The 13,770-nt window shown below is 61.8% G+C and carries 10 protein-coding genes and 1 tRNA gene; 7 read left to right on the forward strand and 4 right to left on the reverse strand.

The annotated features are described in order from the left end of the window. Window positions 1-162 precede the first annotated feature (162 nt). A complete protein-coding gene (gene serC, locus EKN07_RS06940) occupies window positions 163-1,296 on the reverse strand; it encodes a phosphoserine transaminase (protein ID WP_126145995.1) in 1,134 nt (377 codons plus the stop codon). A gap of 201 nt (window positions 1,297-1,497) precedes the next feature. Here serC and EKN07_RS06945 point away from each other — a divergent pair, with 201 nt between their 5' ends. Continuing rightward, complete coding sequence (locus tag EKN07_RS06945) at window positions 1,498-2,187, forward strand: metal-dependent transcriptional regulator (protein ID WP_108714905.1); 690 nt, start codon at window positions 1,498-1,500, stop codon at window positions 2,185-2,187. Window positions 2,188-2,483: 296 nt separating this feature from the next. On the opposite strand, the gene EKN07_RS06950 is transcribed toward EKN07_RS06945, so the two are convergent. Beyond that, on the reverse strand, window positions 2,484-3,266 hold the full coding sequence (locus tag EKN07_RS06950; protein WP_126145996.1) for a DedA family protein: 783 nt from the start codon (window positions 3,264-3,266) through the stop codon (window positions 2,484-2,486). 255 nt (window positions 3,267-3,521) lie between these two features. On the opposite strand from EKN07_RS06950, the gene EKN07_RS06955 reads away from it, so the two are divergent. From EKN07_RS06955 to EKN07_RS06980, 6 genes are all read left to right on the forward strand, one after another. Then, window positions 3,522-4,280 carry a C40 family peptidase gene (locus EKN07_RS06955; protein ID WP_108714907.1) on the forward strand — a complete coding sequence of 253 codons (759 nt, stop codon included), beginning with the start codon at window positions 3,522-3,524 and terminating at the stop codon, window positions 4,278-4,280. Between the two features lie 627 nt (window positions 4,281-4,907). Further along, window positions 4,908-5,705 carry a C40 family peptidase gene (locus EKN07_RS06960; protein ID WP_108714908.1) on the forward strand — a complete coding sequence of 266 codons (798 nt, stop codon included), beginning with the start codon at window positions 4,908-4,910 and terminating at the stop codon, window positions 5,703-5,705. Window positions 5,706-5,967: 262 nt separating this feature from the next. Next, on the forward strand, window positions 5,968-6,888 hold the full coding sequence (locus tag EKN07_RS06965) for a universal stress protein (RefSeq protein WP_108714909.1): 921 nt from the start codon (window positions 5,968-5,970) through the stop codon (window positions 6,886-6,888). Window positions 6,889-7,028: 140 nt separating this feature from the next. Then, window positions 7,029-7,100: transfer RNA gene (locus EKN07_RS06970), tRNA-Arg, on the forward strand. Between the two features lie 149 nt (window positions 7,101-7,249). Beyond that, the gene (locus EKN07_RS06975; protein ID WP_126145997.1) at window positions 7,250-11,866 is read left to right on the forward strand and encodes a hypothetical protein; all 4,617 of its coding nucleotides are present in this window, start codon (window positions 7,250-7,252) and stop codon (window positions 11,864-11,866) included. A 14-nt stretch (window positions 11,867-11,880) separates the two neighbouring features. Beyond that, a complete protein-coding gene (locus EKN07_RS06980; RefSeq protein WP_108714912.1) occupies window positions 11,881-12,135 on the forward strand; it encodes a hypothetical protein in 255 nt (84 codons plus the stop codon). A gap of 317 nt (window positions 12,136-12,452) precedes the next feature. On the opposite strand, the gene mscL is transcribed toward EKN07_RS06980, so the two are convergent. Continuing rightward, entirely contained in the window at window positions 12,453-12,869 is a 417-nt protein-coding gene (mscL, locus tag EKN07_RS06985) for a large conductance mechanosensitive channel protein MscL (protein WP_108714913.1), read from the reverse strand. 80 nt (window positions 12,870-12,949) lie between these two features. Then, entirely contained in the window at window positions 12,950-13,588 is a 639-nt protein-coding gene (locus tag EKN07_RS06990) for an SAF domain-containing protein (protein ID WP_108714914.1), read from the reverse strand. Window positions 13,589-13,770: the final 182 nt, after the last annotated feature.

The following is a 13,770-nucleotide window of genomic DNA, read 5'->3' on the forward strand; positions in this document are numbered from 1 at the left end:
TGTGGATAGGGGTTTGGCGACGCCGACGCGACACCAAGGACACCCGTTCTCCCGTATCTCGCGCGGATGGGAGCCACCGGCGCGAGGCGGAGCCTACAAGGAGCCAAATGGCGTGAGAAGAAGGTCTACCGGGAGGATAATTCGGCATTGACGTCTTCGCCGTCACATATGCTCTATTGCCCAGTCGATACAGGTCAACAGTGCGGCGACCTCGTCGGGCTCCACATTCGGGAAGGTGCCGAAACGGAACTGGTTACGGCCCAGGGAGCGGTACGGGTCGATGTCCACGATGCCGTTCTCACGTAGAAAAGCGCTGATCGTACGTGTATCAACCGATTCGTCGAAATCAATCGTCGCGACGACGGGCGAGCGGTCGGCGGCATTGGCGACGAAGGGTGTTGCTTCGGGGCGGTTCTCGGCCCACTCGTAAATCAACGCAGACGATGCGGCAGTGCGCTCCGCCATGGCATCGAGCCCGCCGCTGCTGAGCATCCATTCGGTCTGTTCGGCGATGAGCAACAGGTTCGCGATACTCGGGGTATTCAGCGTTTGATCTTTGCGCGAGTTCCGCAGCGCGAGCTCGAGATTGAGAATATCCGGCACCCAGCGGGTAGAACCGAGCCGTTCGATGCGCTCAATGGCAGCGGGGGAGGCCACGGCGATCCATAGGCCGCCGTCGGCGCCGAAACACTTTTGCGGTGAGAAGTAGTAGAGGTCGGTTTGCGATATGTCTACGGTGACGCCGCCCGCACTCGATGTGGCGTCAACGAGGGTGAGTGCTCCGGGGTGTTGATGGGAGCCCCTGCTACGCCCATAACGTGTTACCGGAGAAAACACTCCGGTAGAAGTCTCATTCTGGGGATAGAAGTATGTGTCGACGGCGTCGTTCTCCTCGCCGCGGTCCACGCAGCGTGCCAGACGGCCGGGTTCCGCAGATTGGATATCAACCTCCGCCCACGGAACGCGCCCCACCGCGTGGGCGGCCTTAGCGGAGAACTCGCCGAAAACAGCGGCCTGCGCGCGGCTTTCAACGGCGGTGAAAGCGATGGCATCCCACACCAGGCTGGCGCCGCCGTTGCCAAGCATAACCTCGTACCCCTCCGGAAGATGGAAGAGCTCGGTTAGCTGGGCACGGATCTGACCGACCAGATTCTTCACGGGTGCTTGCCGATGCGAGGTTCCCATGGGAGAAGCCGCATCCGCAACACGTGCGAGCTGTTCGGGGCGTGCTTTTGAAGGTCCCGAGCCGAAGCGGCCGTCGGTGGGAAGGAGATGGGCAGGGATGGTAGTGCGCATAGTTGTATTGTGCCGTGCTTTGCACCCGCCGGGACGATGCTTCCGTCTGACGGGCCAAACGGTATTACGCGCGGATTACGTCGCAGAATTGCCAACTGGCGTGGCGGCCCGGCGCGCTCCAGTAAAATCGGGAAGCACAGCGGAATAACAGGCGTTATGGTGGCGCGGACAATCGATGTGGGCAATCGATGAGGAGTAAGTATGAGGGGCCATTTGGTCGACACGACGGAGATGTATCTCAAGTCGGTCTATGAACTGGAAGAAGAAGGGGTTCCGCCTCTGCGTGCGCGTTTGGTGGAACGACTCGGGCAGTCCAAGCCAACGGTCTCTGAAACAGTTGCGCGCATGGAACGCGATGGGCTGATGTCACTGGATGGGCGTGCGATTGTTCTCTCGGAAGAAGGCCGGTTGTATGCCACGCAGGTGATGCGCAAGCATCGCCTCGCGGAGCGTTTGTTACTGGATGTGATTCGCATTCCGTGGGAGGACGTCCATGAGGAGGCGTGCCGTTGGGAGCATGTGATCTCCGATGAGACCGAGCAGAAGATCGCTGAGCTCCTGGGCTATTCGCGCTATGACCCCTACGGCAACCCGATCCCTGAATACGGTACGGCAGGGCCTATGGGGCAGACGGCTGCTGAGAATGGCCTCATCAACGGGCGTGAATTCCTTGCGCAGAACCCGGATGGTGGAATCGCGATTCTGGCCCGCATTGGTGAGATCTTACAAACGGATACGGCTCTGCTACGTTCACTGCGCGAAGCGCGGATAGTCCCCGGGGCGGATGTGACCATCTTCATTGAGGGGGCCCGTCCGGTCATCTGTGCCGCAGGGTGCGTCGAATTGTCGCCGTGGATGGCGCGCCACCTGCAATTGCAGGTGGCGCGGTAGACGGTCGAGCAAGGCGGTCTAGACCGTGGGTGGTCGCTAGTACGCGACATCCCGTGGCGGTGTAGGCACACGGCGGGGATGGCCATCGGGGTGGGGACCGCCGTCGGGAAAGAGCGTTCGAAAGATGGTTCTCCGCGTTCTACTTTCCGCGGAGGACCAGCCATCCCACTTCAGCAGCGGACTCGCCTTCCCACTTTCGTGGCGGACTACTTCAGTAGCGGCCCACTTCAATGGCGGATCCGCCGTCAACATGGTGGCAGGCTTGAAAAAGCTCGGCGGCGTAGTGCGCGGGGCGTCTAGTCTGTGACGGGCTTGTTCTGGACGTCGTCGTGCGCCAGCTCTACATCCTGGTCTGGTTGCGGGCGGTGGTGAGGGTTTCGGTCTGCAACTTCCGCTGGTAGAAGCGTGTCCGTTTCCATTCGGAGCTCGCCTTCTTCCTCTTGCAGTGCGTCGCGGACCGCCGTTGCGGGTGTCGTCTTCTTCTTGGCCGAACGCTGCCGCAGATAGCCAATGATTATGGGGAGCACCGAGACAAGGACGATGATGACAACGATGACATCAATATTGTTGGCGACAAAGGAGAACTGACCAAGGAACAGGCCGGCAACTGTCATAATGCCGACCCAACCCACTCCTCCGACTGCATTGAAGAAGACGAAGCGACCGTAGCGCATGCGCGCAGCTCCTGCCGCGATGGGTACAAAGGTTCGCACGATCGGTACAAAGCGCGACAGAATTAGCGAGGCCGCACCATACTGCTGGAAGAACTCCTCCGCGCGGTAGAGGTACTCGGTCTTCAGTATGCGAGCGTCCGGTTTGAAGAGCTGCCGCCCAAAACGTGATCCAAGGAAGTATCCGACCTGAACACCCAGGAATGCGGCCAGAATGCCGACAATAAGCAACACTTCGATTCTGATACCGAACTGCACGTGCAGCATGGCGGCGGTGAAAATCAATGAGTCTCCGGGCAGGAACGGGAAAAGACAGCCCGACTCGATAAACAGAATGAAAGCAACGCCAGGCAGTACCCACGGCCCGAGGGCTGCAAGTAACGCGGCAGGATCGGAGAGTATGCCCATGCGTTACAGACTACGTGAATGAGGCGGGGAAACGCGGCGAGCGTGAGCGAGTCGGCAGAGTGTTGCGCATCGATATTCACGCGAACTCGCCGAGTGTGACGACCTGACGTGGCGAAGGTCTCGACGTCGTTATAAAAATGTGACATCTCGTTATCGTGTTGCTATCATCGTGCGTGGGCTCGTTCACGGCCGAGGCCTAAGCCGAAGGTCGTGAGCATGAAAAAGTGACCACAACTAGACGAGGAGACCTTGACAATGGCAGGACGTCACGCGATGACTCGCGAGACTGCGTTGGAAACCCTCAATTCTCCTGCGGGGCGCGGACTTGCTGCTGCGGTGGCAGTGGGAACGGTGCTTGGTGTCGCCATTCCGACAGCCTCAGCTGATGCTACCGAGAACCGTGAAGGTTCGCGCGAGGCGGCACGCCTTGCATCCGTGGCACCGGAGGCCACCACGGAAGTGACGGTGGACGCCGACGCTTCCTGGGAGATTGCTCAGGTTGCGGTGCAAGCGGAGGATTCCGATTCTTCCCTCGCCCTCGACATGGAAGTGACTGCTCCCGTTGTTGAAGAAGAGGTGACGGTCGAGGAGACGGCCACTAGTGCAGTGGCTGATACCAATACTGCGACCGCCGCTGTTGTCGGCGAGGAAGCACCTGCCGCGAGCTCATCGAATTCAGGTCTGCGTTCGCAAATCGTCGCTTACGCTCGACAGTTCTCAGGCGCGCCCTATGTCACCGGAGGCACGACGCCATCGGGCTGGGACTGCTCCGGTTTCGTGAACTACGTGTTTGGAAACTTCGGCATCAGTATGCCGCGCACCTCGAGTGCTATCGCGGCATCATTCACGCAGGTACCGGCTTCGCAAGCGCAGCCCGGTGATCTTGTGTACTGGCCGGGCCACATCGGCATTTACACCGGCAACGGCATGCATATTGCGGCGGCTAACCCATCTACTGGCACGTATGAACATGCAGTGTACGGAAGTCCGATCTACCTGCGTGTGGTGGGCTGAAACAATACGGCGCTTGACCAGTTGAAGCCATCTGGCGCGTGGTGGGTCAACGTGGCATAAGACATTACAGAGAGGCGAGTCGGCTGTTTGTCGGCTCGCCTCTTTTGTGCGTGATCGGCATGCTCGGCCGGTGGTATATCAAAAGTGTGTTTATCCGGTGTGTGCGGATGGCGGTGCAGCATAGCATCGTGAGCGCGTGCGCGCACGCCGCTGCGCCGCTGCCAAAACTCGCGGGTGAAGCGTCGCACCGCTGCACGCGGGTGTGCTGCAGGTACGGCGGGTTTGCGAGCCCGAGCAGCACGCACTCGTACCCGCCTACACGGTACGTCTACTCGGTCCTTGCTGTTTGACTGCGGCATGGGACACAGCGAAGCATTTGTGATCAACACAACTTTCGGTGTGTCTATGTTTCATTCGGTCGGCCTACGTCGCGTGCTGAGCAGGTGATTTGCCGTAGAAGACGGGGAAGTGTCACGCCCACATGGTGCGACGGGCCGATAACAGCGTGGGTCACCTCTCGTTATGAAAACGTGACATTCGGTTATTGAGCCGTTATTGTCTTCTATAGGCAAGTCGCCGGGTGAGTACGCACACTGCGGCGAACGGACGAATGAGGAGATATACAAGATGGCCGGACGGCACGCGAAGACTCGCGAGGCAGCCCTCAGCACTCTTAACTCCCCCGCAGGACGCGGGCTCGCAGCGGCAATGGCTTTCGGAACGGCGCTCGGCGTCGCAATCCCGTCTGCGGCAGCTGATGATGACAGCAGCGGCGCCAACACAGCAGGTGCCCTCGCGCGTAAGAATATTGCGAGCGGCACGGTAGCGGACAACACGCGGGAAGTCACCGTTTCCGAGGATAACGAGTGGCAGATTTCCCAGGTTGATATTCAAACCGAAGAGGCCACACAGTCCCCCATGGCGCTCGACATGACGGTTAACACCCCGGCGGTCGAGGAAGAAGAAGCCGTCACCGAAGAGGTTGTCGCGACTGCGAACGATACCGCCGGATACGCGGACACCGGCTCGCAGGCTGCTACTGCGGCAAGCAGCGAGACGGTGGTTGCTACCGCAAGTGGTAGCGGCACGGGCGCGTCAATCTCCGCAACGGCTCAGTCCTACATCGGATCCCCGTACCGCTGGGGCGGTACCACACCAGCCGGCTGGGACTGCATTGGCTTCGTGCGTTACGTGTACGCCCAGTACGGTGTTCAGATTGGCGGTTACACCACTTCTGTGCTCTCCGTTGGACGTCAGGTTCCTTATTCGCAGGCTCAGCCCGGTGACATCCTCTACTGGCCCGGACACGTGGCCATTTACGTGGGCAACGGCCAGAATGTTGGCGCGTGGAATGCCAGCATGGGAACAAAGGTCGGCCCGAACTCGTGGCTCGGCACGCCAACCGTCATCCGCGTTTTCGACTGATACACACTGCTTTGAGCTGGGACCATGCGTCTCAGTGCTGGTGGGGGTCGTTTATACGACCCCCATCGTGCTATCCACAGGGTTGCCTGGGTTCGGGCGACGGTCTTCCTTGGGGTGATGAGGCATGGGGTGTTTTCCGGGCTCGGGCGGTGCCAGCCCAATCGTGATAACCCTCTAAACTGCCGCGCGGAGCACCTGCACATGACCGGCGTGACGTGCAAGAATAGGACTAGCCCGAACCAACCAATGGAGGTGGCAACCTATGGTTTACCAGCACGAGAATCTTGTTGTCTGCGGCGTCGACGGCTCGGAGGCGTCTTTGAACGCCTTGACATGGGCGGCACACGAAGCGGCGTCGCGAGGCGCCCGGCTCGAGATTATGTGCTGCTACGAAGAACGCACGTATTCCAAGCACGTAGGAAGCGGTGCAGAAGGCGGCGGTCTTCTGGTTGAGCGAGCGAAAGAGGTTCTGGATGAGGCGGGCGCCCTCGCCGCCGCTATTCACGATGACGTCGTCATGGCACTGGAAGCGGCCGACCCGACGAAGGCGCTTTTGGAGCGCTCGAAGAAGGCGGCACGTGTCGTTGTAGGCGCACGTGGCGGTTCGGGTGGTTTTGCGGACCGTATGCTGGGCTCCGTGGCCTCGGCGGTTTCGGCCCGCGCGTACTGCGCCGTCGTCGTAGTTCCCACCCCCAATGTGAAGGCGGTTCTACCGGTCAAGCACATCGTATGCGGTGTCGATGGCTCGGAGGCCTCTCGCCTGGCGCTGCGTTTAGCCATCCGAGAAGCGTCTCGCTGGGGTGCGCGGTTGTCCTGCGTTGGTGCGGTTAATTTTGCCGGTGCGACCTGGCTGCCGGGCTCCGAATATCATCAAGAGGTACTTGACGACGTTCGTTCCGGGTTACGCGACATGGTTGAAGAATCCATGCAGGGCCTTGATGTGGATGTGCGGTGCCATGCGATTGAGGGGAATCCGGCGGCACTTATGGCCGAGTTTTCCACTGCGGTCGATCTTCTGATCGTGGGAACACGCGGTCGAGGCGGCTTCGCGGGGTTACTGTTAGGATCAACCAGTCAGGCGGTACTCCACCACGCCGCCTGCCCGACGATTATCGTGCCGAAACGTACCAGCCAGAACGAGGACGCCATGGGTGCCGAAGTGCCCTGGCAGCGTCCTAGCTAGACGTTGCTTGTGCCGAGCCCGTTTTGGCGTGAGACGAGGCCGCTCGTCGTGGTCGCCTGTCTGCCGGCCAGCAGGCGTGGCGCACCGCCGCGTAGGTGAAATAGGACAGTCTGCAGAACAACGGGTAAACTGGCCTGCGCGCCCTCGTAGCTCAGGGGAAGAGCGACCGCCTCCTAAGCGGTAGGTCGAAGGTTCGAATCCTTTCGGGGGCACTACCGGCGCGACTGGCAGTATTTCGCCTCGGTGGTTCCGTCGTGTCCGTCGCAGAAACTCCTGGGCTGTGCGAGAACGAATGGTTCCTGTTACTCGCCGCTCGGCGCGGTATCCCGAATTTGCTCCGGCGGGCGGATACCGTTGGTGTGTGAGTCCATTCTTTAGGCGTAACCGAGACAGAAAACCGGCAGATGCGGGGTTGCCCCCCGAAGCGTCGTCCGCTTCTGCGGCGGACGCGCCATCAGCGCCGTCGGGCGGGGCACTCTCGGCACCGTCGGCCGAAGAGAGCGTTCTCCCGGCTGAGGAAACCGCCGTGGTTTCTGTTTCGCCTTCGTCCGCATCCGCCGCCTCCCCGGAGCCCGCACCTTCGCGCCTAGAACTGATTAGCAGTGCCTATCACGCGTGGCACACCGAGCTCGCCGGGCTGGCCGGGGACATTACACAGACAATCAACGAGTCAGACCCGGCTGTTATCGACTTGACGCGACCGCACCCCACCGGGGGCGCACAAATGTATTCCGGGATGCCGACGTTGCTGACATCGTTGGTGCGGGAAGAGGAGGCACAGCAGGTAGCGCTGTCTCGCCTGGCGTCATTACAGCGGCGTATCGAAGAGCTGTCCGAGCGATACGGTTACGCGCCGGTGACCATGGCAATTGGCAATGTGACGTGGACCGAGCTTCCGGGAGGAAGCGTCGCGGCAGCCGATTTGGGTGCAGCCTATGAGGTAACGGGCGAGCTGCACCTCGACCCGGAGTCCGTCCGCCAGAACGCCGACGAAGCCATTGGCTTGGCGCGCGTCGACGGCGAGGATTCCGCAACAGCCCAGGACGGCTCCCCGGCGCAGTCCGCCGTCGACCCAAGCAGTGCGGCAGATGAGGGCCGAGAGAGCGAGGCAGGAGGGGAGCGCGACGACGGGCAGAAGGGCGATGACGCTGCCACCTCTGCCGACGAGGCATCGGAAGGGAACGCGCAGGTCAGCGTCATTGAAATGAATCAGCCGGTGCTGCTGCGCACCGTGCGGCTGGAGCCTACCGGGACCAACGATGCGTATATCACCCTGACCGCGCGTTGCGAGGTCAATCCGACACTGCTGCGTGCGCTGCGCGCTCACGGCATTCCGGCGGAGGACGTGTCGCAACTGCGTTCTTTGGCCGCCGACCCGAATAGGGAGGACGAGGTCCTCGCGCGGGTCCGTGAACTGGGGCGCATCTATTTGCCCGGTTTTGAGTATCAGGTCTCGATGTTGCTGGGCAGTTTTGTACATCCCGGGCAGGTGTTGCTCTCCGACCTGGAGGCTATGAAGCCTTATATCGAGACATCGGGAATTATGGCGGCGCTGGCCGGAGATGAGCCGACACGCCGACTCTCGGTTGCGCCGCTACCGCCGGCGGAGCGCCGAGATCGTGCGCCCGAGGTCGAGCGGGGTGCCGGAGACCGTGATGTTGCGGAGTTGGCCGTTGTGGAGGCCGTGGCATCGGGACGCTCCGTCGTCGTCGATACGCCGCCCGGATCGCAGCGGGTGGGAACATTGGCCGCCATCGCGGCAGATGCGGCGGCGTCGGGGCGTTCAATGGTTTACATCCCGAGCCGCGCCTCGGCGGGGCGGGCCTTCACCGACGAGCTGAGAAGGCTCGGTCTGGGGGATCTGTATTTGGACTTCGCGGATCTCGATGCGGTGGCGATGCGTTTGCGTACCGGTTTACGCCTGCGCAGCCCCGAACTCGACGACGACGCCACGTTGGACCTGCGCGCCCGACTGGCGGATGTGCGGCGGCAACTGGGTAACTACGTGGCCGCGCTGCACGAAGAGGATCCGAACTGGCATGAGTCGGTGCATTCACTGCTGGAGCGGCTGGCGGCGCTGACAACGGGAATGGATGCGCCGAAGAGCCGAGTCCGGTTGGGGTCCGACGACTTGGCGGAACTGGCGGAGAGATACGAGCAGTGGCGTGAATTGTTGTTGGAGGCCGCCGAGCTCGATGCGTTCGTGCCGCAGGATGCGGCATCCGCATGGGCCGGCGCAACCATAGCTGCGATTGAGGAAGGCGAGTCCGCCATGCAACGGGTGGCACGATTGGCCGATGAGATCCTTCCCGTCGTCATGGCGCAGTCACAGCGGGCCGCGGGTGAAACAGGCCTGGAGCGAGCGGTTACCTTCGCGGATTGGCAAGAGCAGCTCGACATGCTGGATGGAGTCTCCAGCACCCTCGACGTATTTGTGCCACAGATCTACGAGCGCTCCGCGATGGACATGGTGATCGCCACCGCCTCGAAAGAATGGCGGGAAACCCACGGCGAGGAAATGAAGGGATCCGAGCGGCGGCGTTTGACGAAACAGGCCCGTGATTTCATTCGTCCGGGTGCCACGGTAACCGATTTGCACAAGGAACTGGTCACCGTGCAAAAGCAGCGTGAGGTATGGCGGCGTTACTGCTCGGAAGAGGGCTGGCCGAAGCTCCCGGACGGGATGGCGCAGATCAAGGCCTCAGCGGACGAGGCGCGGCGCGAGATTGCGACATTGCAAGCGGTGCTGCCAGAAGGGCGGGAGCTTCGTGAGTTGCCGCTGGAGGAACTGCTGGCAACTGTTCGGCGTATGAAGGATGACACGGAGACTATGTCGGTCCTGCCTCGTCGCAACGAGATCCTTGCCCAGTTGCGCGACGGCGGACTAGGCGCCTTCCTTGATGACTTGGCGTCTCGCGGTGTTTCTACCGCGGACGCCGTGAGTGCGGAGTTGGAGCTTGTGTACACGAGTTCCATTTTCGAGCAGTTGGTCGGCAAGTCGCCGGAGTTGGCCCGCATGGGTCCGGCGGAACTGACCGAGCTGAGCTCATCGTTACGGCAGTTGGATAAGGCACACACCGCTACCCTCGCCGGGCCAGTGAGCCGGGCCGCGGTGAGGATCATGCGTGAAACCATCTCAAAGCGCCGCGATGACACCATGAAGCTCGATGCGCAGCTGGCGCGCTATTCTACCGGCGGCCTGCGTGACGCCATTGCGGCCTACCCGCGGCTTGTACAGGTGTCACGTCCGGTATGGGTTATTCCGTCAATGGTTGCGGCGGAGTTCGTTCCACCGATGCCCTGGGTCGATATTGTTGTTATGGACGACACGGACAGCGTGCGGGTCTCATCGGCAGTCTCTATGCTCATGCGCGGCCGCCAGATCGTGGTGGCAGGCGATCTGCGACGCGGAGATGACGGTACAGCGGTGAAGGCCTTCGCGGATGTCCTTCCTGTGTGTCAGCTCCCGACGCTGCGCGCCCGTCATGATGAACTCGCCACTCAGACCCTGCGGGAGCAGGGGTATGCCGACGTGTTGGAGATGGTGCCGTCGGCGGCGGCGAGCGAACGCTCTCGCCTCGTGGTTGTTGATGGACGCGGCGTTCCCTCTCCGACCACCGGTATCGTGGAAGGCACTCAGGTTGAGGTTGACGCGGTTGTCGATGCCGTGGTCGATCACGTGTTGACGGACCCCGAGCATTCGCTCGCCGTGGTTTGCGTGTCACAGCAGCACGCCGTGCGGGTACGTGAGGCGATTAAGAAGACTGCGGCAAACTCAAGCGCTTTGGCATCGCTGGTCAGCCCTGACGGTCCGGAGCCCTTCGCGGTATTGGATATAACGCAGTGTGCCGGGCTGCGCCGCGATTCCATCATCCTCTCGGTCGGTTACGGTAAGACGGTTCATGGTCGAGTGTTGCACACCTTCGGCTCCCTTGCGACACCGGATGGCGTGACCGGTCTGGTGAATGCGGTGGAGTCCGCGCGTGACCAGTTGACGATTATTTCCGCGCTGGGTCCGGGGGAGATCGGAACGGATCTGATTACCTCGCCGGGGCCACGTTTGCTGGCTAAGCTCATTGATCGTGCCGCCGGGCGGGATATCCCGTTGGACCCGGCGGAGTCGGGCCAGGCCGTTGACCCGTTGTTGGCGGATCTGGCGGCGCGTGTCGAACGGGCCGGTTGGGTTACTGCGGCGAATTTCGGATACGAGGAGGGAATACGAATTCCTCTTGTGGCCGGGCATCATTCCCTGCCGGGCACGTGGCGCGTGGCGGTTCTTCTTGACGACGACGCTTACATGGCGGAGCCTTCGCAGCGACGCCGTGATCGTTACTGGGCGGAGCGCCTGGAGGCGCGGGGCTGGTCGGTTGTACAGACCTTCTCCACTTCATTGTTTATCGATCCGGTGGGGCAGGCGGAACGTGTGATTGCTTTGCTGGAGGAGATCCGTGGGCAGGCGTTGGAAGCTGCTCGTGGCCCGGTGACCGTTGCGGTTCCCGTGCTGGATGACCAGTGGCTGAAGGCGGACGAGCCGGAGGGGGGCGAACTCGGAGCCGGGGGCGTGCAGGCGGTTCAGGCTGTACCGCGCGGTCCACGTCCGCAGATCACGGCCGGACTGCCACTCGCCGCATACTCTGATGATCAGTTGGATGAGATGATTGCGTGGATCGCGAGTGACGCGGTTCCTCGTACCGAGGATGGCCTGGTGCTGGCGTTGCGCGAGGAGCTTGATGTGCGTCGGCGTGGCAGCCAGACCGAAGCGGTGTTGCGTAACGTCGTGCGGCGCTCGGGCTTGGCGGCCACGCACGGTGATGATCGGGATTCCGCGAGTGCTGTGGCAGCGGGTGGGCTAGCCGCTTTGTCGAGCACGGCCGGGAGTGCGGTTGGCGGTACGGAAGCCGTAGCAGATTCCGCGGCCGACGACGGCGCTACGGACGGCGACCATGGCGCTGCTGATGGCGCGCGTTCGGCGGAGTAAGAGGCGGAGTAAGAATGGGGCGGCAGCATCGCGCGGCAATGCGCCTCTCACGGGTTGATCGAGAGCGGTTGGAATCCGGCGAGTTCGCGCACCCGGAGGATGCGCTGCGGGCAGCGGCGCAGGAGTCCGTGGCGGATAATGCGCGCGGCGCGGCTGCGGCCGAGCATGCTGGAGCGGCGAGCGCGCAGCGACGCGATGGGATCCAGGCCCGCGATGCGCACGAGCAGGATCTACTGGCTGAGCTTCCCCCGCATTTTGGAAAGCTGTAACGTGCGGCGGGAGTGCCTAGAGGCGCGGTACCGGACGGAAGCTGGCGGCCGGGAGCGGGAAGATACCACGGCGAGTAGAGTCTCGATCCCGCTGCGAGCATGAGCTTCCCTTTAGCCGCATAGCGTTACGCACTACAAGCGCAGGCGAAGAGCCGAGTAGCACCCATATGCGAGGGGTGCGGAACCTCTGCGGATTCCGCACCCCTGTTCAGTCACGTTCCAGCGTCGCTGCCGTGGCTCAGCCCTGGCCTCGGCGGGCCCGTGGCACCGCTGCGCCGACGCGCGTTGCCCGGCTGGCGGCGCGGCCGACACCCGGCTCAGCTAGTGGCACCCGCGGAGCCGTTGCGTGCGAGCAGGTCGCGGATCTCGGTCAGCAGTGCGACGTCGTCGGAGGGTGTCTCCGCCGCCGCGTCATCTTCGGCCTTCTTGCGGGCTTCAAGGCGCTCGTTGAACTTGTTCATAGGCAGAACAATGAAGAAGTAGAGTGCTGCCGCGATGAGGAGGAAGTTGACGAGTGCGGTGACTACGAAGCCTGGTTGAATGGTGGCGTTCCGGAAGGTGATTGTCCAGATTTCGTTGAAGTTCGGTTTACCGAAGACGCCGGAAACGAACGGCATGATGACGTAATCGACGAGGTGCTGAACAATCGGCTGGAATGCGCCTCCGATAATAATGCCCACGGCCATGTCTACGACATTTCCGCGTGTGATGAAGTCTTTGAATCCCTTAAGCATGAAGCTCCCTTACAGTCCTTTTGTAGTTGACGGTTGAGCGGGCGAACGCAGCGGCGATCGCCGGGCAGGGGCGTGGCCCATCATGCAGGATCTAGTAGGACGACCTGCATGGTCGTCCTCGCTCCATATCCGAGGACTAGACTAGCGGCATTCTGCGGCACAGACACGTACAGAATGCGAGTGTTACTCTCTTCACTGAGAAAACCGCCGCTCGACTCTGTGAGTCCGACGCCAACCACGGTGGCTTTGTCAGTGACAAGCACGGCCTCGCCGGTATCCGCATAATCATCGGGTGGTGCGTAGAGCGCAACCGACGCTCCCGGTTGCGCCAGTTCTTCCGTCCCGTCGGCGGTTATGGTGACGGATACGATTACACGCCCGGGTGGAGCAGAAGCGAGAAAGTCGCTGGACAGCAGCATCGTAGATGACAGTGGCATTCCGGCGGGTAGAGAGGTGGTCAGAATGCGATCTGTGGCGGCGTCCGTCTGTGTGAGAACACCGTGCGGAACTAGATCGCGTGGCACTTCCACAAGTGCGAGGTCACTGCCGCCAAGCTTCGACCCGGCAGATAGTTCGCGGGAAGAAACCACAACCTGTGCCATCGGCGTTTTAACCTCGGAAATGGCGGAAACCACGGCGGATAACATGGCCAGCACGGTCAGCGCTGCGAGGAGGTAACGTAAGCGCCACAGCGTAGCCCGTAGACGAGTCAATCTCATGCACTCACGTTAGGAGGAAGGAGCGAGCGCGTGCCCGCGTCATTCGCACACTGTGGATAGGTGCCGCATCTCACCGTCTGTGGGGACACCGAGCGATTCACACCGAGCAGCAATGCTGCAGTCAGCATTTCAAAGTGCGGCGCCAGGGGTTTCGTGAAAGATATCGGCGCCAGGCGCCTTGG

Source organism: Actinobaculum sp. 352 (genome assembly GCF_003957265.1).
Lineage (GTDB): Bacteria > Actinomycetota > Actinomycetes > Actinomycetales > Actinomycetaceae > Asp313.